Source organism: Pseudomonas citronellolis (assembly GCF_029335315.1).
Classification (GTDB): domain Bacteria; phylum Pseudomonadota; class Gammaproteobacteria; order Pseudomonadales; family Pseudomonadaceae; genus Pseudomonas; species Pseudomonas citronellolis_A.
In genome coordinates, this window is sequence record NZ_JARJLT010000142.1 from 10,447 (window position 1) to 34,075 (window position 23,629).

Annotated in this window: 7 protein-coding genes, 1 other RNA gene and 1 pseudogene; 1 reads left to right on the top strand and 8 read right to left on the bottom strand. The window is 67.0% G+C overall.

Annotated features, from left to right (window positions below; translation table 11 throughout):
• Window positions 1-77: 77 nt before the first annotated feature.
• The 3 genes from P3W75_RS11920 to ffs all read right to left on the bottom strand — a co-directional run bounded on the left by P3W75_RS11920 (window position 78) and on the right by ffs (window position 17,151).
• On the bottom strand, window positions 78-15,752 hold the full coding sequence (locus P3W75_RS11920; RefSeq protein ID WP_346429857.1) for an Ig-like domain-containing protein: 15,675 nt from the start codon (window positions 15,750-15,752) through the stop codon (window positions 78-80).
• A gap of 348 nt (window positions 15,753-16,100) precedes the next feature.
• Window positions 16,101-16,736: a response regulator gene (locus P3W75_RS11925; RefSeq protein ID WP_276227553.1), complete on the bottom strand. Its 636-nt coding sequence runs from the start codon at window positions 16,734-16,736 to the stop codon at window positions 16,101-16,103.
• Between the two features lie 318 nt (window positions 16,737-17,054).
• An RNA gene (ffs, locus tag P3W75_RS11930) (signal recognition particle sRNA small type) lies at window positions 17,055-17,151 on the bottom strand.
• Window positions 17,152-17,367: 216 nt separating this feature from the next.
• Between ffs and P3W75_RS11935 the strand changes: the two genes are divergently transcribed.
• A complete protein-coding gene (locus P3W75_RS11935) occupies window positions 17,368-17,736 on the top strand; it encodes a hypothetical protein (protein WP_276227554.1) in 369 nt (122 codons plus the stop codon).
• Window positions 17,737-17,769: 33 nt separating this feature from the next.
• Here the strand turns inward: P3W75_RS11935 and P3W75_RS11940 are convergent, their stop codons facing one another.
• From P3W75_RS11940 to P3W75_RS11960, 5 genes and pseudogenes are all read right to left on the bottom strand, one after another.
• Window positions 17,770-18,147, bottom strand: a complete 378-nt coding sequence (locus tag P3W75_RS11940; protein WP_276227555.1) for a hypothetical protein — start codon at window positions 18,145-18,147, stop codon at window positions 17,770-17,772.
• A 12-nt stretch (window positions 18,148-18,159) separates the two neighbouring features.
• Entirely contained in the window at window positions 18,160-18,438 is a 279-nt protein-coding gene (locus P3W75_RS11945; protein ID WP_276227556.1) for an HU family DNA-binding protein, read from the bottom strand.
• A gap of 27 nt (window positions 18,439-18,465) precedes the next feature.
• Window positions 18,466-20,844, bottom strand: coding sequence for an NAD-dependent DNA ligase LigA (ligA, locus tag P3W75_RS11950; RefSeq protein WP_276227557.1), 2,379 nt, complete (start codon window positions 20,842-20,844; stop codon window positions 18,466-18,468).
• A 117-nt stretch (window positions 20,845-20,961) separates the two neighbouring features.
• On the bottom strand, window positions 20,962-21,852 hold the full coding sequence (gene zipA, locus P3W75_RS11955; RefSeq protein WP_276227558.1) for a cell division protein ZipA: 891 nt from the start codon (window positions 21,850-21,852) through the stop codon (window positions 20,962-20,964).
• 297 nt (window positions 21,853-22,149) lie between these two features.
• A pseudogene (locus tag P3W75_RS11960) lies at window positions 22,150-23,629 on the bottom strand (chromosome segregation protein SMC); the annotation flags it as partial.

Genomic DNA, 23,629 nt, shown 5'->3' on the forward strand with positions numbered 1-23,629 from the left:
GGGTGACCAGTCAGGGTGGAGCGCCAGGCCAGGCAAACAGCGCCTGGCTGGCTTCCACCGGTTCAGCCCAGGGTCGGTCAGACGACGTGCAGGCCCTCCTGGATCAGCAGGTGCGCGTAGGACGCGCTGGTCGAGTTGTAGACGTCATAGGTGACGTTGTTCTCGGTAACCTGCGCGGCCTTCGACCAGGCGCCAAGGTCGATGTCGACGGTGTCGAACACGCCCTTGGCGCCAGTGTCGCCGGTGACCTTCAGGGTCTGCTCGTTGTTCGCGTCCTTGCCGGTAACCTTCAGCAGGTCGCCCAGGGTCAGGGTGAGCAGCTGGCTGACACCTTCGGTCAGGTGGATCGACTCGATGTTCTCCACCTTGTCCGCGATGGCCGCCAGGTTCAGCGGGTTGTGCGAAGCCCACACCAGGGTGTCGTGGCCGGCACCGCCGTCGATATGGCCGAAGCCGGTACCGTCGATGATGATGGCGTCGTTACCCTCGCCACCGCTGGCGGTGGTGTAGCCGCGAGCGTCGAGCATGTCGTTGCCGGCGGTGCCCACGATGTCGGAAACCGGGTGGTAGTCGACATGGGTCGCGCCGCCTTCCGGTACCGCCGGAGTCAACCCGAGGGTTTCGTCCAGGTCCACCAGGCGGCCCTTGACGGCGGTGTCGCTGCCGTCGCTCACGCCGCTGTCGGTCCAGCTCACGAACAGCTTGCCGCTGTCCAGGAAGGTGGCGGAGATCTGCGTCTGATCGCCGGTCACCAGCTGGTTGACGTGCAGCTCCGGGCCCACCTTGTGGCCGGCGTCGTCGAAGTACTGGGCGTAGACACCGAAGGTGCCCGAACCCGGCGCGCCTTCGCTCTTCGAGGTGTAGACCACCACGAAACCGCCGCCCTCGCGAGCCACCACGATCGGCTCGGACTGGTCACCCAGGGTGCTGCCGGACACGATGAACTCGTTGCCCAGTGCCTGGCCCTTGGCGTTGAACAGGCGTCCCCAGGTGCTGAGGCCGGACTGGTCGAGGCCGCTGTTGTCGTTGGAATCCCAGGTGACGATGAAGTTGCCGTTGGACAGCAGCGACACCGACGGCGAGGACTGCTTGCCAGCGGAGAGCTGGTTGGCCAGCACTTCGGCGCCCAGGGACTTGGTGACCGGGTCGTAGATACGGAAGTACGACTCCACGCCCGCGGCGCCACCGGCGTCACGGTTGTAGGCGATCACCACGGTGCCGTCCTTCAGGGTCGCCATCGACGCCGCGTCCGGACCGGACGAGGTGTAGTAGCTGGCATCACCCACCTGTACATCGCCAGTCACCGGGGTGCCGTCGGCCGAGTACTGGCGCATGAACATGACCCACTTGCCGCTCGTGCCGGTGGTGTTCGAGCTCCAGCTGATGATGTAGCCGCCGTCGTCCAGTGCGGTGATGTTGGAGTAACGCTGGTTGCCAACATCGTTGATGTTCACCATGTACTCGCCGCCCTTGGCGACCGCACCATTGATGTGGCCCTGCAGGTCGTAGGTGTAGCCGTACTTCTGTTGCATGATGGCGTCGTTGCCGCCAGCGTAGCTGGTCCAGCTGACCACGAAGCTGCCGTCCTTGAGCACTTCCACGGACGGTTTGCCCTGGAAGTCGTTGGCAGTGCTGTTGACCTTGAACTCACCGCCCACCGGCATGCCCTTGGCGTCGTACAGCTGCGCCATGACACAGTCGTTGGAACCGTCGCCGCTGGCCGACTCCCAGACCACCACGAAGCCGCCGTTGGGCAGGCGCGCGGTGGCCGAGTTGTCCTGGGCGCCGCTGGTGGTGCTGTTGACGCGGAACTCCGAGTAGTAGCCGGCATCGATGTCGATGACGGTACCCTGGATGCCCCAGCTGTTGCTGTCGGCCTTGTCGCTCTGCCAGGTCACGTAGACGTTGCCATCCTGCAGCAGGGTGGCGTCGAGCACGTTGGTCAGGTCGGAGCTGGAGCTGACCGCGCCCTGGTTGCCATCGGTGGTCGGGTTCACCAGGAACTCGCGGCCGAGCTTCTCGCCGCTGGCGCTGTAGCGCTGGGCGAAGACCGCCGAACCGCTGCCGTCGCCGCCGGCGGAACCCCACACCACCAGATAGCCGCCGTCGTTCAGCGCCACCGCGGTGGGCTTGAACTGGTCGCCAGCGATGTTGCTGTTGACGCGCTCATCGCCCATGCCGATCTGCTGCACGGCACCGGTGTTCGGGTTCACGCTGTAGTGCGCCATGTAGACGTCGTAGCCGCTGCTGCCCGGCGGGTTGCCTTCCCATACCACAATGAAGGTGCCGTCCTTCAGGGTGATCACGTCCGGGTAGTTCTGGCTGTTGCCGGTGATGCTGTTGACCTGGAAGTTGACGCCCAGCGGGGTGCCGTCGGCCTTGAAGATCTGGCCGATGACGCTGGTGCCAGACTTGTCGACCGGGCCGTTGTAGGCGTTCCACACGGTCATGTACATGCCCTGGTGCGCCGCGTCGCCGAAGGTGGCCATTTCCGGCGTGCCGTAGTTGCCGTAGGTGTCACCGCTACCCACGGTCACATCGCCCGTCAGCGGCTTGTTATCGGCCCCGTAGGTGCGCTGCACGATCAGGTTGGTGGTGCTGCCATCCGGGTCGCTAGCCCAGCTGATGGTGTAGCTGCCATCGGCATGGGCCACCGCCGATGGGCCACGCTGGCCGCCAGCGGTATTGACGTTGACCAGGAACTCGTCGGTCAGCGGCGTGCCATCGGCGCCGTAGCGGCGCGCCATGACGCCGTCGGCGTTGGTGTCCGGGCCGGCCTGGTAGGACTCCCAGACCACCAGGTAGCCGCCGTCGGCCAGCGCGATGACCTGCGGGCTGTCCTGGTTGTTGGCGTTGCGCTGGTTGATCAGTTGCTCGGTGCCGATCTTGGTCACGCCGTCAGCCGCGAACAGTTGCATGTACACGTCGGCGTTGCCGGTGGAGGTATCGCCGCTCTGCCAGACGACGATGATCTTGCCGTCGGCCAGGGTGGCGCTGCTCGGGTTGGCCTGCGGGCCGGACTCGGTGGTGTTCACCCCCACGGTGTGGCGGTCCAGCTGGTAGTCGGCCAGGGCCGCGCCCTGGATGTCCACCGGCAGTGCCTCGTGGCCGTTGCCGTCGTGGGCCGACAGGGTGCCCTGTTCGCCTTGCGCCAGCGGGTTGGGGTACATCGCCCAGCGGCCGTGCTCGTCGGCGGTCACGGAGTGGCTCACGCCCTTGCCGTCGACCACGGTGACGATGGCGCCCGGCTCGGTCACGCCGCCGAGCTGGTCGGCGCTGTTGTGGTCCAGGCCCACGCTGAGCACGCTGATTTCCGGCGGGTTGCTCGGCACGTAGTCGATACCGGTCACGCCTTCGCCATGGGGCGTCGGCGGGGTCAGGCCGAGGGTCTCGTCCAGGTCCACCAGGCGGCCCTTGACCGCGCTGCCGCTGCCATCGCTGACGCCGTTGTCGGTCCAGCTCACGTACAGCTTGCCGCTGTCCAGGAAGGTCGCGGAAATCTGCGTCTGATCGCCGGTTACCAGCTGGTTGATCTGCAGGGTCTGGCCTACCTTGTGGCCGGCATCGTCGAAGTACTGGGCGTAGATACCATAGGTACCCGCGCCCGGCGCCGCGTCGGTCTGCGACTGGTAGATGACCACGAAGCCACCGCCCTCGCGGGCAACGACCACCGGCAGGGCCTGGTTATTAAGGGTGCTGCCGGTAGCCAGGAACTCGCCGCTCACCGGTTCGCCGGCGGCGTTGAAGACGCGCCCCCAGGTGCCGTAGCCGACGGCGTCCAGGCCACTGTTGTCGTTGGAGTCCCAGGTGACCACGAAGTTGCCGTTGGCCAGGTGGGTCACGCTCGGCGACGCCTGGTTGTTGGCGGTGGTCTGGTTCGCCACGATTTCCGCGCCGAAGGTCTTGGTGACCGGGTCGTAGATGCGGAAGTAGACGTCGTAGCCGGCGCTGCCACCGGTGTAGTGGGCGTAGGAGAAGACCACACGGCCGTCTTCCAGGGTGCTGATGCCGGTCGCACGGGTGTCGAGGGTATCCGACATGTTGGTGTCGGCGACCATCTGCTCGCTACCCACCGGGGAGCCATCGGCCTTGTACTGGCGGGTGTAGATGTGCCATTCGCCGCCTACGGACGACTTCCAGGTCACCATGTAGCCGCCGTCTTCCAGCGCGGTGATGCTGGAGTAGCGCTGGGCGCCGGCGTCGTTGACGTTGACCATGTACTCGCCGCCCTGACGGACCGCGCCGCTGATGTGGCCGTCGAGGTCGTAGGTGTAGCCGTACTTCTGCTGCATCACGGCGTCGTTGCCGCCGGCGTTGCTGGTCCAGCTGACCACGAAGCTGCCGTCCGCGAGCACCGCCACCGAAGGCCTGCCCTGGAAGTTGGCGGTGGTGCTGTTGACCACGAACTCGCCGCCCACGGGCATGCCCTTGGCGTCGTACAGCTGCGCCACGACACCGTCACCGGAGCCGTCGACGTTGGCCGATTCCCAGACCACCACGAAGCCGCCGTTGGGCAGGCGCGCGGTGGCGGAGTTGTCCTGGTCGCCGCTGGTGGTGCTGTTGACACGGAACTCCGAGTAGTAGCCGGCGTCGATGTCGACGACGGTGCTCTCGATGCCCCAGCCGCTGCTGTCAGCCTTGTCGCTCTGCCAGGTGACGTAGACGTTGCCGTCTTCCATCACGGTGGCGTCGAGCAGGTTCTTCAGGTCGACGCTCTCGCCGGCCCAGCCCTGGTTGCCATCGGTGGTCGGGTTGACGATGAACTCGCGGCCGAGCTTCTCGCCGCTGGCGCTGTAGCGCTGGGCGAAGACCGCCGAACCGCTGCCGTCGCCGCCAGCCGAACCCCAGAGGATCATGTAGCCGCCGTCGTTCAGCGCCACCGCGGTGGGCTTGTACTGGTCGCCGGCGAGGCTGGTGTTGACGCGCTCGTCGCCCATGCCGATCTGCTGCACGGCACCGGTGTCCGGGTTCACGCTGTAGTGCGCCATGTAGACGTCATAGCCGGTGCTGCCCGGGGGGTTGCCCTCCCAGACCACAATGAAGGAACCGTCCTTCAGGGTGATCACGTCCGGGTAGTCCTGGCTGTTGCCGGTGGTGCTGTTGATCTGGAAGTTGTTGCCCAGCGGGGTGCCGTCGGCCTTGTACAGCTGGCCAATGACGCCGGTGCTGGCCTTGTCGGACGGGCCGTTGTAGCCGTTCCACACGGTCACGTACATGCCCTTGTGCGCCGCGTCGGTGAAGGCGTCCATCGCCGGTGCGCCGTACAGGCCGTAGCGGTCGCCGCTGCCCACGGTGACGTCGCCGGTAACCGGCTTGTCATGGGCGTCGAAGGTGCGCTGCACGATCAGGTCGGTGTTGCTGCCATCCGGGTCGCTCATCCAACTGATGGTGTAGCCGCCGTCGGCGTGCGCCACCACCACCGGCGACTTCTGGCCGCCCGCGGTGTTCTGGTTGACCGCGAACTCGTCGCCCACCGGGCTGCCGTCGGCCGCGTAGCGGCGCGCCATGATGCCGTCCTCGCTGGTGTCCGGGCCGGCCTTGTAGGATTCCCAGACCACCAGGTAGCCGCCATCGGCCAGGGCCACCACTTGCGGGCTGTCCTGGTTGCTGGAGTTGCGCTGGTTGACCTGCTGCTCGCCACCGATGCGGGTAACGCCATCGGCTTCGAAGAGCTGCATGTAGGAGTCGGCGTTGCCGGTAGAGGTGTCGCCGCCCTGCCAGACGACGACGATCTTGCCGTCCTTCAGCGTGGTCACGCTCGGGTTGGCCTGGTCGCCCGATTCGGTGGTGTTCACCTTGTCGGTGTAGCGGGTCAGGTCGTAGCTGGCCAGCACGTCGCCCTGGATGACGATCGGCTCGGACTGGTTGCCGGCGGCGTCCTGGACGCTGATGCTGCCGTCCTGGCCCAGGCCCAGCGGGTTGGGCTGGATGCTCCAGCGGCCGTCCTGGTCGGCGGTGACGGTGTGGCTGGCACCCGCCTTGTCGACCACGGTGACGATCGCGCCCGGCTCGGTCTGCCCGGCCAGTTGCTCGGCGGTGTTGATGTCCAGGCCGACGTTCGGCGGCAGGGTATCGACCACGAACAGCCACGGCTCGCTCGCCTCGGTGGTGTTGCCGACCTTGTCGGTGATCACCGCGGTGAACGCGTGCTCGCCATCGGCCAGCGGGCTTTCAGGCGTGTAGCTCCAGGTGCCGTCTTCGCCGACGACGGCGCTGCCCATGACCTCGCCATTGTCGGAGATGGTCACCAGGGAACCCGGCTCACCCTTGCCGGAAATGCTCGGAGTGGTGTCGCTGGTCAGGTTGCCGGACACCTGGGTGGTGAAGTCCTTGGTGACGAACGACAACAGTTCCGGTGCCTCCGGTACCCCCGTGTACAGCTCGATCGGGAAGTTGCCGGTGGTGGTGCTCCATTGGCCGGTGCCATCCTGGGCCTGGGCATAGAGGTACTTCATGCCGTCGCCGCCCAGCAGGGACAGGTCGGAGGTGGTGATTTCCCACTCGCCCTGGGCGTCGATGAGCGCCGAGCCCACCAGGGTGCCCGGGCCGTCTTCGCTGAGGCGCGCGTACAGGTACAGCGTGGCGCCGGCCTGGCCGGTACCGGTCAGGATCAGGGTGGTGTCGTCGGTGATGTCTTCCTTCTGCAGGTAGCCCTGCTCAGGGCCGAAGTCGTCGCTGACGTTGGTGATGGCCGGCTCCGACGGGCCACCGATGAAGATGCTGAAGTCCCAGCCGTCGGTGCGCGGGCCTTCGTTGCCGGCGGCGTCCACCGCGGCGGCCGAGAAGGTGTAGCTACCGGTAGCCATGGGCATGGGCGTGAACGCCCAGTCGCCTTCGGCATTCACCGTGGCGGTGCCAAAGAACTTGCCGTTGCTGTAGATGTTCACGTACTGCGCGCCGGAAGCCGGGTCGACGTGGCCGCTGTAGGTCGGGGTGGAGTCGTCCGTCACCTTGCCGGCGGTGATGGTGCCGGTGAAGGCGCCAGCGTCGTCGTACAGGTCCAGGTCGGTGATGGCGCCCGGCGCGGTGACGTCCACGTTGACCTCGAAGGCCGGGCTGTGCGCGCTTTCGTTACCGGCCTTGTCGGTCGCGGTGACGGTCAGCTCGTGCGGGCCCTCGGAGAGTTTCTCGGTGTCGCCGGTGGGGTTCCAGTTCCAGGCGCCGCCCGGGCCGGCCACCACGCTGCCGAGCAGCTCGCCGTTGTCGTAGATCTTGATCAGGTCGCCTTCGGCGCCGCTGGTGCCGTACAGGGTCGGGCTCTGGTCATCGGTGAAGCCACCGTTGGCCAGTTCGCCGGTCTTGCTGCCGACATCGTCGATCACCTTGCCGATCGCCGGGGCGTCCGGAGCGATGGTGTCGATGGTCAGGGCGAAGCTGGCGCTGCCTTCGGTGCCGGCCTGGTTCTTGGCCACGGCGATGTAGGTGTGCGCGCCTTCGCTCTGCTGCGGCAGGTCGAAGTGCCAGTTGCCCGCGGCATCGGCGGTGGTGCTGCCGATGACGTTCGCGCCTTCCTTGATGGTCACCACGGCGTTGGCGGTGGCGGTGCCTTCCAGGCGCGGCGTGGTGTCGTCGGTGACGCCGTTGGCGCTGACGTCGGTCTGGATGCTGCCGACGTCGTCCTTGGCGCGCAGGATGCTGACCACGACTGCGCTGGTGTCCACGGTGAAGTTCAGCGGGTCGCTGGCTTCGCTGGTGTTGCCGGCCTTGTCGGTGACGCTGGCGCTGATGCTGTGCTCGCCCTCGCCCAGCGGTTCGGACGGGGTGAAGCTCCAGTTGCCGCTTTCATCGACGATGGCGGTGCCCAGGACGGTCTCGCCGTCCTTGACGGTGACGGTGGCCCCGGTTTCGGCGCCGCTGCCGGAGAAGGTCGGCAGGTTGTCGTCGGTGACGCTGTCGGGGTTGATGGCGCCGGTGAGCTCGCCGATATCGTCAGCGGCCACGACCATGCCCGGCTGGGCCGGCGCGGTGGTGTCGAGGACGATGTCGTACGGGCCGGCCACGGTGCTTTCCTGACCGATGTCGTTGACCGCCTGGGCGGTGATGTTCTTCACGCCATCGGCGCCCAGGTCGCCGGTTTCGATGCTCCACTTGCCATCGGCGCCGACGCTGGCGCTGCCGACTTCGTTGCCGTCCACGTACAGGTGCACGACGGTGTTGGCGTCGGCGGTGCCCTGAACGGTCAGGCTCTTGTCGTCGGTGGTATCGCCCTTCTGCAGCGGCCCCGTCACGTTGCCCTGGTCATCCAGCACGGTGCTGAACGACGGCTGGCTCGGCTGGGTGTTGTCGCCTGCGACGACGAAGTTCCAGTCCGGGGTCTTCACGCCGACGTTACCGGCGGCGTCCACGGCTTCCGCGCGGAAGTCATGGTTGCCGGCCTCCAGCAACGGCGACTGGAAGCTCCAGCTGCCATCCGCGGCGACAGTGGCGGTGCCCAGCAGTTTGGCGCCGTCGTAGACGTTGACGTAGCTGGCTTCGCCGGCGGCCAGGCGGCCGCTGAACTGCGGACGCGCGTCGTCGGTGGTGCTGTTGATTTCGATGGTGCCGGTCACCAGGCCGACGTCATCGACCAGATCCAGGTCGGTGCTGACGCCCGGCGGGGTGGTGTCGACGCTGAAGCTCAGCGACGGACCCTGGGCGCTTTCGTTGCCGGCGGCGTCGGTGGAGGACGCGGAGATCTGGTGCGCGCCATCGGCCAGCGGGGTTTCCGGCTTGTACTGCCAGTTGCCGCCGGCGTCGGCGATCGCGGTGCCGAGCTTGCTGCCGTTGTCGTAGACGGTGATGACTTCGCCCGGCTTGGCGCCGTGGCCACCGATCACCGGCGCGTTGTCGTCGGTGACGTCGCCCGGCTGCAGTTGGCCCTGGTGCGCGCCGACGTTGTCGGTCACGGTCACGCCGGTCGGCGCGGACGGAGCTTGGGTGTCGATGGTCAGTTCGAAGCCGGTGCTGGCCTCGTTGCCGTTGGCGCCCTTGGCCACGATGCCAAAGCTGTAGGTGCCGTCGGCCTGCTCCGGCAGTTCGAAGCTCCACTTGCCGGAAGCGTCGGCCACGGCGGTGCCGAGCAGATCCACACCATGGAGGATGCTGACGATGGCGCCAGCGGTGGCGGTGCCGATCAGGGTCGGACGGGTGTCGTCGGTGATCGACTTGTCGCTCAGGTCGCCGGTCTTGCTGCCGACGTTGTCGACGGCCTTGGTGACGCTGACGGTGATCGCGGCGGTGTCGACGGTGAACGCCAGCGCGTCGCTCGGCTCGCTGGTGTTGCCTGCGGCGTCGGTGGCTTCGGCGGTGATGCTGTGCTCGCCCTCGCCCAGCGGTGCCGGCGGGGTGAAGCTCCAGTTGCCCTGGCCGTCGACGATGGCGGTGCCCAGCACGGTGTCGCCATCCTTGATGGTGACGGTGCTGCCCGGCTCGGCCTTGCCGCCGAGGGTCGGCTGGTTGTCGTCGGTGGTGCCGCCGGCCTCGATGCTGCCGGTGACCTTGCCCTGGTCGTCGATGGCGCCGATGCCTTCCGGCTTGGCCGGGGCGACGGTGTCGATCACCAGGTTGAACTCGGCGCTGGCGCTGTTGGCGCCGTTGTCGATGCTGGCGACGTAGGTGTGCGCGCCGTCGGCCTGGGCCGGCAGCTCGAACGTCCAGTTGCCCTGGGCGTCGACCAGCGCGGTGCCGATTTCGGCGCCGCCCTTGAGGCTGACGTGCACGGTTTCACCGGCCACGCCCTTGCCGTGCAGGGTCGGGGTGCTGTCGTCGGTCACGCCGCCCTTGGCGATGTCGCCGGTGATGCTGCCGGCGTTATCCACCACCTGGGTGATGCTGACCTTGACCTCGCTGGTGTCGACCTTGATCGGCAGCACGTCGCTGGGTTCGCTGACGTTGCCGGCCGGGTCGGTGGCGATGACGCTGATGGCGTGGTCGCCATCCTCCAGCGCCGGCGGGGTGAACGACCAGGTGCCGTCTTCGCCGACGGTGGTGCTGCCCAGTACGGTCTCGCCGTCCTTGATGGTGATGACGCTGCCCGGCTCGGCGCTGCCGCCGAGGGTCGGGGTGGCGTCGTCGGTCACGCCGCCGGTGATCGGGCCGGTGACGTCGCCCTGGTCGTCGATCGCGGTGATCGGGCCCGGCTTGCTCGGCGCGAGGGTGTCGACGGTCAGCGCGAAGCTGGCGTTGGCGCTGTTGGCGCCGTTGCTGGCGACGATGCTGTAGCTGTGCGCGCCATCGGCCTGCTGCGGCAGTTCCAGGGTCCAGTGGCCGGTTGCGTCGGCGACGACGCTGCCCAGCACGTTGGCGCCTTCCATGACGGTGACCAGCGCGCCAGCGGTGGCGGTGCCCACCAGGGTCGGCTTGCTGTCGTCGGTGGTGGCGTTGTTGGCCAGGTCGCCGGTCTTGTCACCGGCGTCGTCCAGCGCCTTGAGCACACTGACGCTGACGGCCTGGGTGTTGATCACCAGTTCCAGGGCGTCGCTCGGCTCGCTGACGTTGCCGGCCGGGTCGGTGACCTGGGTGGTGATGCTGTGCTCGCCTTCGGCCAGCGGCTCGGACGGGGTGAACGACCAGTTGCCGTCTTCGCCGACGGTGGCGGTGCCCAGCACCTTGTCGCCATCCTTGATGGTGACGGTGGCGCCCGGCTCGCTGGTGCCGCTGAAGGTCGGGGTGGTGTCGTCGGTCACGCCATCGGTGATCGGCCCGGTGATGGCGCCGATGTTGTCTTCGGCGCCCGGCACGCCAGGCTTGGCCGGCGCGGTGGTGTCGAGGATGATCTCGAAGCCGCCGGTCTGCGGGCTGGACTGGCCAGCCTCGTCGACGGCCTTGGCGGTGATGACCTTCGAACCATCGGCGCCCAGGTCGCTGGCGGTGATGCTCCAGTTGCCTTCGGCGTCGGTGGCGACGCTGCCTACCTCGCTGCCATTGACGTACAGGTGCACCACGGTGCCCGGCTCGGCGGTGCCGGAGACGGTCGGGGTCTTGTCGTCGGTGACGGCGCCCGGTTGCAGGTGGGTGCTGGTGATCGGACCGAAGTCATCGCTCACATGGTTCAGCGACGGCGCCTGCGGAGCGTTCAGCTTGAGGGTGAAGTTCCAGTCGGCGGTCTTCTCGCCTTCGTTGCCGGCGGCGTCCACCGCGGCGGCCTGGAAGTCGTGCGAGCCGGCCAGCAACGGTTGCGACGGCTCGAAGCTCCACTCGCCATTGCTGACGCTGGCGCTGCCGATCAGCACACCGTTGTCGTAGATGTTGACCAGCACGGCGTCGGCCGGCGCGCCCTTGCCGATGAAGGTCGGCTTGGCGTCGTCGGTCACGTCGCCCTTGGCGATCAGGCCGGTCTTGGCGCCCACGTCGTCGATCAGTTGCAGCGCGTCGTCGCCCTGCGGCAGTTCGGTCGGCGGCAGGGTGTCGACGGTGAAGCCCCAGCTGTCGGTACGCGCGCTTTCGTTGCCGGCGCCATCGACGCTGGCGGCCTGGAAGTCGTGCGGGCCGTCGACCAGGTCGGTGCCCGGGGTGAACGACCAGGTGCCGTCGGCGTTCACCGCGGCGCTACCGATCAGTTGGCCATTGTCGTAGACGTTGATGGCGACGATGTCGCCCACCTCGGGCAGCTTGCCCTGGAAGGTCGGCTGGGCGTCGTCGGTGCTGCCGCCATGGGCGATGGTGCCGGTCTTGCTGCCGACGTCATCGATCAGGTTGAGCTGCTCGGGCTGGTCCGGGTCCCACGGCTGCGGTGGCGGCGGCGTGGTGGTGTCGACGGTGAACTTCCACTCGGGGGTCTTGGCGCCGACGTTGCCGGCGGCGTCCACGGCCTCGGCCTGGAAGTTGTGCGCGGCTTCGCTCAGGTCGGCGGACGGGGTGAAGCTCCACTTGCCGTCGCTGCCGACGGTGGCGGTGCCGAGCAGTACGCCGTTGTCGTAGACGTTGACGTAGGCGGCGTCACCGGCGGCCAGCTGGCCCTTGAATTCCGGGCGCAGGTCGTTGGTCTTGCCGTCGTGGGCGATCTCGCCGGTCACGGCTTCGACGTCGTCGACCAGGCTCAGGGCCTGCATGGCCCCCGGCGGGGTCACGTCGACGGTGATGCTCACGCCCGGGCTCGGCTCGCTGACGTTGCCAGCCTCGTCGGTGGCGGTGACGGTGATCTCGTGCTCGCCCTCGGGCAGCGGCTCTTCCGGCTTGAACTGCCAGTTGCCGTTGCCGTCGACCACGGCGGTGCCGAGGATGTCGTTGCCGTTGTCGATAATGGTGATGATGTCGCCCGGCTCGCCGCCGCTACCGCTGATCACCGGGGTGGTGTCGTTGGTGGTGCTGCCGTCGCCCAGCTCGGTCGAGCCGTTGCCCGGTTCGCCGACGTTGTCGGTGATGGTGACTTCGCCCGGCGCGGTCGGCGCGGTGAAGTCGATGCCCAGGCTGAAGCCGGCGCTGCCTTCGTTGCCGGCGGCGTTCTGCGCCACGGCGGTGTAGTGGTGCGGGCCCTCGTCCTGTTCCGGCAGGGTGAGCTGCCACTGGCCCTGGGCGTTGGCGACCACGCTGCCGAGCAGGTGCTCGCCTTCGTAGACACGAACCAGAGCACCGGCATTGGCGGTACCCACCAGGGTCGGGGTGCGGTCGTCGGTGGTGGCGCTGTCGGCCAGGTCGGCCTGTACGCCGCCGAAGTCGTCGAGGGCCTTGGTGATGCTGACGATCACCGCGGAGGAATCGACGTTGAAGTCCAGCGCGTCGCTCGGCTCGCTGCTGTTGCCAGCGGGGTCGGTGATCACGGTGGTGATGCTGTGGTCGCCCTCGCCCAGCGGTTCGGACGGGGTGAAGGTCCAGTTGCCGTTTTCGTCGACGGTGGCGGTGCCCAGCACCTTGTCGCCATCCTTGATGGTGACGGTGTCGCCCGGCTCGGCGCTGCCGCCGAAGGTCGGGGTGGTGTCGTCGGTGCTGCCGCCAGCGACGATGGCGCTGTCGCCGCCGACGTTGTCGATGGCGCTGGGCACTTCCGGCTTGGTCGGCGCGGTGGTGTCGAGGATGATCTCGAAGCCGCCGGTCATCGGGCTTTGCTGGCCCGCGGCATCGACCGCCTGGGCGGTGATGATCTTCGAGCCGTCGGCGCCCAGGTCGCTGGTGGTGATGCTCCAGTTGCCTTCGGCGTCGGTGACGACGCTGCCGACTTCGTTGCCGTTGACGTACAGGTGCACGACGTTGCCCGGCTCGGAGGTGCCGGATACGGTCGGGGTGCGGTCGTCGGTCAGCGAGCCCGGTTGCAGGTGGGCGCTGGTGATCGGCGCCTGGTCATCGACCACGTGCTGGATGGACGGTGCGTCCGGCGCCAGTACGTCGACGCTGAATTTCCAGTCCGGGGTGCGCTCGCTGGAGACGTTGCCGGCTGCGTCGGCGGCGGCGGCCTGGAAGTTGTGCTCGCCGGTGTGCAGCGGCTGCGAGGGGGTGAACGACCAGCTGCCGTCGGCGTTCACCGTGGTGGTGCCGATCAGTTGGCCATTGTCGTAGACGAATACGTAGGTGGCGTCGCTGCCGGCGCCCTTGCCCTCGAAGGTGGGCTTGGTGTCGTCGGTGACCGAGTCACGCGCGATGGAGCCGGTAACCAGGCCGACGTCGTCGATCAGGTCATAGTCTTCCGGGTCGCTGGGCAGCGGGTTCGGCGCGGTCAGGTCGACGCTGAAGTCCCAGCCGTCGGTCTTGCCGCTTTCGTTGCCGGCGCCGTCCACGGCCGCGGCCTGCAGGCTGTGCGGGCCTTCGCCGAGGTCTGCGGAGGGGGTGAACGACCACTGGCCGTTGGCGTCAACGGCGGCGGAGCCGATCAGCTCGCCATTGTCGTAGATATTGACCAGTACGGTGTCGCTGCCCGGGCCGATGTCGCCCTTGAATTCCGGGCGCGCGTCGTCGGTCACGCCACCCTTGGCGATCGGGCCGGTGATGGCGCCGACGTCGTCGAGCAGTTGCAGCGATTCGGGGTTCTGCGGGTCGACCGGCACGGTCGGCGCCTGGGTGTCGACGGTGAAGTTCCAGTCGGCGGTCTTGGCGCTTTCGTTGCCGGCGGCGTCGACCGAGGCGGCCTGGAAGTTGTGCGGGCCTTCGGCCAGCTTGTGCGCGTCGTCGGGGGTGAAGGTCCAGTTGCCTTCGGCGTCCACGGCGGCGCTGCCGATCAGCACGCCGTTGTCATAGATGTTGACCGACTTGACGTCATTGGCGTCGGCCACCTTGCCGCTGAAGGTCGGCTGGTCGTCGTTGGTCTTGCCGCCGTGCGCGATGGTGCCGGTGATCGGCGCCACGTCATCGATCAGTTGCAGGCTTTCGTCGCCCAGCGGGGCTTCCGGGTCGATCAGGTCGGCCGGGCCGGTGGGGGTCTCGCCGCTGATGTTGCCGGCCGGGTCGGTCACCGTGACGGTACCTTCCTCGCCATTGCCCAGCGGGTTCTCGGGGAACTCCCAGTTGCCATTCTCGTCGACGATGGTGGTCACGGTGCTGCCGTCGGGCAGGTGCACGGTGATCTCGCCACCCGGTTCGCCGGTGCCGCCCAGGCCATCACCGTTGTTTTCGGTGACCACTGGCGGTTCCGGGGCGATGGTATCGGCCGGGCCGGTCTCGGTCGGCGGGCTGACGTTGCCGGCCGGGTCGGTAATGGTCACTTCGCCGCTTTCGCCGTTGCCCAGCGGGTTCTCCGGGAATTCCCAGTTGCCGTTGCCGTCCACGGTGGTGGTGGCGGTGCTGCCGTCAGGCTTGGTCACGGTGACGATGTCGCCCGGCTCGCCGCCGGTGCCGCCCAGGCCGTTGCCGTTGTTCTCGGTGATCACCGGCGGGGTCGGCGGGATCAGGTCGGCCACGCCGGTGTCGACGTTGCCGCTGTGGTTGCCGGCCGGGTCGGTTTCGACCAGGGTGCCCTGCTCGCCGTTGCCCAGCGGGTTTTCCGGGAACGACCAGTTGCCGTTCTCGTCCACGGTGGTGGTCACGGTGCTGCCGTCAGGCTTGTGCAGGGTGATGGTGTCGCCCGGCTCGCCGGTGCCGGCCAGGCCGTCGGCGTTGTTCTCGGTGACGATGGGGTCTTTCGGCGCGATCAGGTCGGCCGGCCCGGTGGGCGTCGGGGTGCTCGGACCGTTGCCGTTGGAGGCGGTCACTTCGCCGGCCTGGCCGTTGTCCAGCGGGTTGGGCAGGAAGCTCCAGTGGCCGTTGCCATCGGTGGTGGTGGTGGCGGTGCTGCCGTCCGGACGCGTCAGGGTGATCAGGCTGCCGGGCTCGGCGGTGCCGGTCAGGCCCTGGAGGTTGTTGAAGAGGATTTCCGGGGCGTCGGGAACCGCGCCGCCCTTGTGCTTGGAACCGCCGCCGCTGCCACCGCGGCTGGCCAGGTAGTTGCCGATGCCGATGGCACCGAAGCCGGCGCCGGGCACCAGCAGGCCGAGCACGGCGTTATGGTCGTCGGACTGTTCGGCGATGAGCTCGTCGATGGAGCCCAGCTCCACCAGCTCGGCGCCGGTCCAGGGTTCGGAGTAGCTGGCCAACCACAATTGGTGATTGCTCGGGTCTTCCATGACCAGGTCGTTGCGCACTCCATCCACGACGTGGAAGAAGTTGTTGATGGTGATGACCTCACCGTTCTTCAGGCGCACGACCAGGCTGTCGCCATTGCGGCTGATGGATTTGACGTCTTCCGGCGAAGCGGCGATTTTCACCACGCACGGCCGCGCCAGCGACAATAGGTTGTTGCCGCTGGCATCCGTCACTTGCCCAGTACTTTTCGCAATCAGTTGAATTGCGGCCATATCTACTCCTGCCATATTGACGATATTTCCAAGCACGAAAGCGGCTGTATTAATTACAGCCACACACACTTAACGAGCATGCTTGAAGCGTATTTCCGCCCCGTCGAAGAAGCGGCTCATAACGGGAAATACTCCCTCGCCGACAGAATACAAACGGCCACCACGCAAAAAATTAGGAATATTCCTAAAGCCCTTCCAAGCCCGCCATTCCTACGCATCTTCAGAAAATTCTTATCTGGCCAGTAATAACTATTACCACTATTTCCAACGGCTGTTCCGGCGCTGCCCGGGGTGGTACTTCGCGGGCAAAAAAAAGCGGGCCCGAGGGCCCGCAAGGTGAACATCGACGCCTTGCGTCGGGGTTCAATCGAAGAAGTGTCCTTCCAGGCAGCAGGCGAGCAGTTCCTGGTCGGTGACCACGCCGAGACGGCGCTTGGCCGAGGACTTCTGCGCGCTGATGGTCTTGTCGCTGCGCTTGAGCAGGCGGGCGATGTCGCTGACCCGCAGACCCGAGACGAACAGCCGCAACACCTCGTATTCCTTGACCGAGAGCGCCGCCAGGCGGTTGTGCAGGTCTCCCCCCTCGGCCTCGCTGGAGCGCTGGCGCACCAGGCTGCGGCCCTTGCTGATGGCGTCCAGGGCCGAGACCAGCTGGGCCATGCCGGCATCCTTGCGAACCACACCGTGCACCCCCAGCTCGCACAGTCGGTCCAGCACCAGGCGATTGGAAAGCATGGTGAAGACGAGGAACTTCACCTCGGGGAAATTGCGCGCCAGGTAGCCGATGAAGCGCACACCGTCGCCATAGGTTTCATCGCCGGGCATGCTGAAATCGATCACCGCGATATCGAATCGCTCGCGCTGCAACGCCTCGACCAGTTCCCCAGGGGTGCGCGCCTCGGCGCCCACCTGATATTGCGGATGACGCTCCAGTATCCCCCGCACCCCCATCAGTACGACCGCATGATCATCCGCCAGAACGACCTTGAGTTTTTTCACAGCAACCTCATTGAAATTAATTACCAAGACGCGCACACGCACCATTGCGCAGCGGCAATTTAAATCAATAAGCAGAAAGCGACAGCTCGGATTTTTCCCATTTACCAATATAAGAAAATTCCTACCTATCGGAGCGGGTCGATTAGAACTTCCAAAGATTAATTCTGGGCAACGGGTAATAACTTCCGAGAACTTTGTCCTAGAGCGGGTTCGCGCGCAATCAAGCAGCCATGAAGAGGGAAGACAGCGTGCTGGCAAGCGACGGCTTTGCGCCGTGGCGTCAGGGAGGCACTTTTCCTGTCCCTGAAATGGAGGCGGCCCCGCCAGCCACACCCCGGCACACGATGTTCCCGCTGTGGCTGCTTCCTTCCGGACCTGACCAGGTTGACGGGTAATCGTTGCGGGGGGACCGACGGGGCCACCATAACGAAGCCCGCCAAGGTCGGCGGGCCGCGACATTGTACTCAGCTGAGCGCAAGTTTCAAGCACTTCAAGCACTTAGCGCCGCAATCCGGGATTAGCCGCACACCACCCGAAAATGCTGGCCATCTGACCTCAAGTGCGGCGCGGGCCGGTCGATGGCCTGGCAGGAAGGGAGAAGCCCTATCTCCCCCGTTCGAGGATGACCGACATGACTCCACGTGCCCCCGCCTTGCTCGCCCTGTGCGCCAGCCTGTGCCTGCCGTCGCTGGCCGCTGGCGCAACCCTCAGTTTCAACGGCAGCGTGGTCGCCCCGCCCTGCCGGGCCGACGCCCTGGCGCTGCAAGACCACCGCGCCACCCTGCTCCTGCCGCGTTGCGCCAGCCCGGCGCTGGCGCGCCTGAGCGAACCGTCCGGCGCCGAGCCGGCGCGGCGCCTGGAGGTGACCGATGAACAGGGCCGCCCGCTCGACCTGGACCAGGGCCTGGCCCTGGATCGCCAGGCAACGCGCGTGCGCCTGCACGATCTCGACGACCGACGGGGTGCGCGGCCGCTGCTGTTGAACATCGAATACCTGTGAACGCGGCCCCGCGCAACGGCGGGGCGCGTGGGATCACTGGGCGCGGATCATCCCGCTGGGGATCGGCTGGGTGGAGACTTCCAGGTCGGGCCCGAGGAACAGGTCGCTCTTCTCGTACCCCGGGCGGGTACTGAAGCTGGCGTATTTCTCGGCGCCCCGGTGGAAGGTGAAGGCCACCTGGTAGCCGTCGCCGCGCAGCAGGCGCAGCGGGAAGCTCAGCACCGCGCCGGGCTGGATTTCACCGCTGAGGCTCTGCTCGCCGTTCTCCTTGAAGCTGTAGCTGACCGGGCCGGAGCCGTTGGCGTCGTAGTGCAGCTGGATCTGCGGGCGCTCGGTCCAGGCTACATAAAGGGCGAACAGCAGCACCAGGGCGATCAGCCCCGACAAGCGCTGCTTTCTGGCCTTGTCCATCGCCACCCCCGATCAGTTGAGGCTGTCGGCCAGGGCCTTGGCCGGCACGAAGCGCACCACTTTCTTCGCGGCGATCTCGATGCTCTTGCCGGTCTGCGGGTTGCGCCCGGTGCGCGCGGCGCGCTCGCTGACCTTGAGCTTGCCGAGGCCCGGCAGGGTCAGTTCGCCGTCGTTCTCCAGGGCGTCCTGGGCGATCTGTGCCAGTTGTTCGAACAGGCCGCGCACCGAAGCCTGGGTCAGGTCGAGGGACTCGGCGAGGTCGCGTACCAGCTGTTCCTTGGTCATTGCCATGGGGTGTTTCTCCGAATGGTCTTGGGGTTACGAAGTGATGCCGTGGTCGGCGAGTAGTTTCAGCAGCCCTTCTTCGTCCATCACCGCCACGCCGAGTTCCTGGGCCTTGGTCAATTTCGAACCGGCGCCGGGGCCGGCGACCACGCAATGGGTCTTGGCCGACACGGAACCGGCGACCTTGGCGCCGAGGCTTTCCAGGTGTTCCTTGGCGACGTCGCGGCTCATGGCCTCCAGGGTGCCGGTGAGCACCCAGGTCTGCCCGGCCAGCGGCAGGCCCTGGGCCTGCTTCTTCTCGCTCGCCCAGTGCATGCCGAACTCGCGCAGCTGGGCCTCGATGGCCTGGGTGCGCGCGGCGTTGCCGGCGTCGTCGAAGAACTCGCGCAGGCTCTTGGCGGCGCGCTCGGGCAAGCGCTCGACCTGGCGCAGGTCGAGCCAGTCGGCCTGGATGATGCCGTCCAGGCTGCCGAAGCGGGCGGCCAGCTTCTCGGCGCCGGTGGCGGCGATGAAGGCAATGCCCAGCTTGTCGATGAACCCCGGCAGGGTCGCGCAAGCGGCGAACTCGGCGGCCACCTCGCCCTCCTCCTGCAAGCGCACGCCATGTTCGGCGTCGAGCAGCTCGGCGATCACCTCGCGGTTGTGCTCGTCGGCGAAGAAGTTGTGGATCTCGTAGGCCACTTCGCCGCCGACGTCCGGCAGGTAGGTCAGCACTTCCGGCAACGCCTTCTGGATGCGCGCCAGCGAGCCCAGGGCGCGGGCCAGCAGCTTGGCGGTCTCCTCGCCGACGTCGGGGATGCCCAGGGCGTAGATGAAGCGCGCCAGGCTCGGGGTGCGGCTGTCGGCGATGGCCTGCAGCAGGTTGCGCGTGGACAGCTCGGCGAAGCCTTCCAGTTCGACCACCTGCTCGTAGGTCAGGCGGTAGAGGTCGGCCGGCGATTTCACCAGGCCCTTGTCCACCAGTTGCTCGACGATCTTGTCGCCGAGGCCGTCGATATCCATGGCGCGGCGCGAGACGAAGTGGATGATCGACTGTTTCAGCTGGGCCTGGCAGAACAGGCGGCCGACGCAGCGGTAGATGGCGCCCTCGCTGACCGACTCGCGGCCCTTGGCGCGCTTGACCAGCTGCGTGCGCTCGACCTGCGAGCCGCACACCGGGCAGGTCTCCGGCACGTGCACGGGACGCGCGTCGGCCGGGCGGCGCTCGGTCACCACTTGCATCACCTGCGGGATCACGTCGCCGGCGCGGCGGATGATCACGCTGTCGCCGATCATCAGGCCCAGGCGCGCCACTTCATCCATGTTGTGCAGGGTGGCGTTGGACACGGTGACGCCGGCCACCTGCACCGGCTTCAGGCGCGCCACAGGGGTCACGGCACCGGTGCGGCCGACCTGGAATTCCACGTCGAGCACCTGCGTGAGTTCCTCCTGCGCCGGGAACTTGAAAGCCAGCGCCCAGTGTGGGGTGCGTGCGCGGAAGCCCAGTTGCTGCTGGTCTTCGATGTTGTTGACCTTGAACACGACGCCGTCGATGTCGTAGGCCAGGCTCGCGCGGCGTCGGCCGATGTCATGGTAGTAGTCCAGGCACTCGGACACGCCCTTGGCCAGCTTCAGCTCGCGGCTGATGGGGATGCCCCAGACCTTTAGCTGCTGCAGCATGCCGACCTGGGTCGCCGGCAGTTCGCCATTCACCTGGCCGACGCCGTAGCAGCAGAACTCCAGGGGCCTGGCGGCGGTGATCTTCGGGTCCAACTGGCGCAGGCTGCCGGCAGCGGCGTTGCGCGGGTTGGCGAAGGTCTTGCCACCGACTTCCGCCTGGCGGGCATTGAGCTCATCGAAGCCGGCCTTGGGCATGAACACCTCGCCGCGCACCTCCAGCACCGCCGGCCAGCCCTCGCCCTTCAACTTCAGCGGCACGTTGCGGATGGTCCGCACGTTGGCGCTGATGTCTTCGCCGGTGCTGCCGTCGCCACGCGTGGCGCCCCGCACCAGCAGGCCGTCGCGATACAGCAGGCTGACCGCCAGGCCGTCGAGCTTGGGCTCGCAGCTGTACTCCACCTCGGCGCCGCCACCGAACAGGTCGCCGGCCGGCAGGCCCAGGCCAGCCTGCACGCTGCGGTCGAAAGCCGTCAGATCGTCTTCCTCGAAGCCGTTGCCCAGGCTGAGCATCGGCACCTCGTGTCGCACCTCGGCAAAGGCGCTCAGCGCCTCGCCGCCCACGCGCTGGGTCGGCGACTCCGGGGTCACCAGCTCCGGGTGCTCGGCCTCGAGGGCCTGCAACTCGCGGAACAGGCGGTCGTACTCGGCGTCCGGCACGCTGGGCTCGTCGAGCACGTAGTAGCGGTAGTTGTGCGCGTCCAGCTCGCTGCGGAGCTGGGCGATGCGTTGGGCGGCGGTCTGGATGTCGGTCATGGTCTAGCCGTTTGCTGCATGCGGGGCTCAAGGGGCCTTGGGGGGCCGGAGAAAACGCGAAGCCGGAAGGACTGGTGGGTCGCTTCCGGCTTCGGCTATCCGCCCCAGGCGGAAAGATTAGCGTTTCTGGGTCAGCGCGCGGCGTTCGAACTCGATGATGCGCTGACGGTAGTGTTCGATGGTCTGCGCGGTCATCACGCTGCGCTGCTCGTCCTTCAGCTCGCCGTCCAGCTCGTGGGCCAGCTTGCGCGCCGCCGCCACCATCACGTCGAAGGCCTGCTTCGGATGACGCGGGCCCGGCAGGCCGAGGAAGAAGCTCACCGCACGGGTGCTGAACTGGTCGATGTTGTCCAGGTCGAAGGTGCCCGGGCGAACCGCGTTGGCCATGGAGAACAGCACTTCGCCGTTGCCGGCCATGCTCTCGTGGCGGTGGAAGATGTCCATGTCGCCGAAGCGCAGGCCGCTTTCCAGGATGTTCTGCAGCAGGGCCGGGCCCTTGAAGCCGCCTTCGTCACGGCTGATGACGTTGATGATCAGCACTTCCTCGACCGGAGCCGGGGCCGCGGCGGGCGCCGCCGGGCGCTCCTTGTCCTTCTCGCGGTCCTTCTTGCGCTCCTTGGCCTTGGGCTTGTCCTGGGCCGCGTCGCTCAGCGGATCGGGGAAGTCTTCCTCGTCCAGCGGGCCAAGCAGGTTCGGCGCCGGGTCGTCGAGGGCCAGGTCGCCCTGGCGCGGCTCGCCGCGGCGCTTGCCGCGCGAATCCTTGGCGCTCACCTTGGGCAGGTCGTGCTCGTCCAGCGAAGGTTCGTGGTGTTCGACCACGCGCGAGGGGCCGAGCACCTCGGCGCCGCCGCCTTCGTCGTCATCGTCCAGTTGGTTGGCGAAGTGCCGATCCAGCTTGAACCTCAGCTTGCCCTTGCCGCCCCGCATGCGCCGCCAGCCATCGAAGAGAATGCCGGCGATCACGATAAGCCCAATGACGATCAGCCATTCGCGCAGACCGATATCCATTAATCCCAGTGCCCCTGATAAAAATGATGATGAAAAAGGGATGTCCTATCCCGTAAAACGCGGACCTTGGTTGTATGTCCACGCGTAACAAAAGTGGGCATTAAGCTAGCATGCCCGACACAACTTTTACACCGTCTGCCGCTTCCCTCGGCAGTAATATTCGCAACTTTTTCCGATCCCTTCCAATACGGGCTTTACCCCAATCGAATCAAGGGGTTACGAATCTACCCCACAGCCACGCAAGTCAGAGCGCGGCGCCATCGAATACTGTACGAAATTTGTCCAGAAGGCACTTCATCAGGCTTCCACCATCGCCACGGCTTCTTCCACATCCACCGCCACCAGGCGCGAACAACCGGGTTCGTGCATGGTCACGCCCATCAATTGGTCGGCCATTTCCATGGCGATCTTGTTGTGGGTGATATAGATGAACTGCACTTTCTCCGACATCTCCTTGACCAGGCGGGCATAACGCCCGACGTTGGCGTCGTCCAGCGGCGCGTCGACCTCGTCGAGCATGCAGAACGGCGCCGGGTTGAGCTGGAAGATGGCGAATACCAGGGCCAGCGCGGTCAGCGCCTTCTCGCCGCCGGAGAGCAGATGGATGGTGCTGTTCTTCTTGCCCGGCGGGCGCGCCATGATCGCCACCCCTGTATCGAGTAGATCCTCGCCGGTAAGTTCCAGGTAGGCGTGGCCGCCGCCGAACACCTTGGGGAACAGCGCCTGAAGGCCAGCATTGATCTGGTCGAAGGTTTCCTTGAAGCGGTTTCGGGTTTCCTTGTCGATCTTGCGGATGACGTTTTCCAGGGTCTCCAGGGCTTCCACCAGGTCGTCGTTCTGCTCGTCCAGGTAGCGCTTGCGCTGGGATTGCTGCTGGTATTCGTCGATCGCCGCGAGGTTGATCGCGCCCAGGCGTTGGATGCGCCCGGCGAGTTCTTCCAGGCGGGTTTCCCAGACCTTCTCGGCGGCGTCGTGGGGCAAGGTGCCGAGCACCGCGTGGAGGTCGTAGCCATCCTCGCCGAGCTGCTCCTGCAGCGCCTTGCGACGAACGGTCAGGGCCTGCCATTCCATGCGCTGCTGTTCCAGCTGGCCGCGCAGCAGCTGCGATTGCTGCTCGGCCTGGGTGCGCCGCTTCTCGGCGTCGCGCAGTTGGCGATCGGCGTCTTCCAGGGTCAGGCGCGCGGTCTTGAGTTCCTCTTCCACGCCCATGCGCCGCTCCAGCAGCTCTTCCAGGCGCATGCGCAGTTCTTCCAGCGGCGCGGCGCCCTCCTCCAGGTTGAGGTTGAGCTGCTCGCAACGCTCGACCAGGCGCACCGCCTGCACGTCGAGGCGCTCCAGGGCCTGGCGGGTGGATTCGTGCTGCGCCTTCAGCGAGCCGACCCGCACCGCCAGTTGGTGGGCGTGGTCCTTGTGCTGGCGGGCGTCCTGGCGGATGCGGTCGAGGCGCTCGCGCAGGTTGTCGCGCTCGGCCAGCAACGTTTCGCGGCGGCCGGTGTCCTCGGCCATGGCGTCCAGCGCCACCTGCAGGTGCAGGCGTGCTTCGCCGAGCTGTTCGTGTTCGATGGCGCGCTGCTCGGCCAGCTCCGCCAGCTCCTCGTCGAGGCGGCGGCGGCGCAGGGTCAGCTGTTCGACCTTGGCCTGCTGGGCGGATAGCGCGGCCTTGAATTCGCCATGGCGGCGGCCTTCCTCCTGGATGCGCCGGCGCAGTTGCTCGCGGCCGTCCTCGGCCTGGCGCTGGGCCTGGCGCTGGGCGTCGAGTTGCTCGTCGAGCAGCGCC

Excerpts from the sequence above, each read along its gene's own strand:
- zipA (WP_276227558.1), bottom strand. The coding sequence starts at position 21,852 with ATGGATATCGGTCTGCGCGAATGGCTGATCGTCATTGGGCTTATCGTG.
- P3W75_RS11920 (WP_346429857.1), bottom strand. The coding sequence starts at position 15,752 with ATGGCAGGAGTAGATATGGCCGCAATTCAACTGATTGCGAAAAGTACT.
- P3W75_RS11935 (WP_276227554.1), top strand. The coding sequence starts at position 17,368 with ATGACTCCACGTGCCCCCGCCTTGCTCGCCCTGTGCGCCAGCCTGTGC.
- P3W75_RS11940 (WP_276227555.1), bottom strand. The coding sequence starts at position 18,147 with ATGGACAAGGCCAGAAAGCAGCGCTTGTCGGGGCTGATCGCCCTGGTG.
- ligA (WP_276227557.1), bottom strand. The coding sequence starts at position 20,844 with ATGACCGACATCCAGACCGCCGCCCAACGCATCGCCCAGCTCCGCAGC.
- P3W75_RS11945 (WP_276227556.1), bottom strand. The coding sequence starts at position 18,438 with ATGGCAATGACCAAGGAACAGCTGGTACGCGACCTCGCCGAGTCCCTC.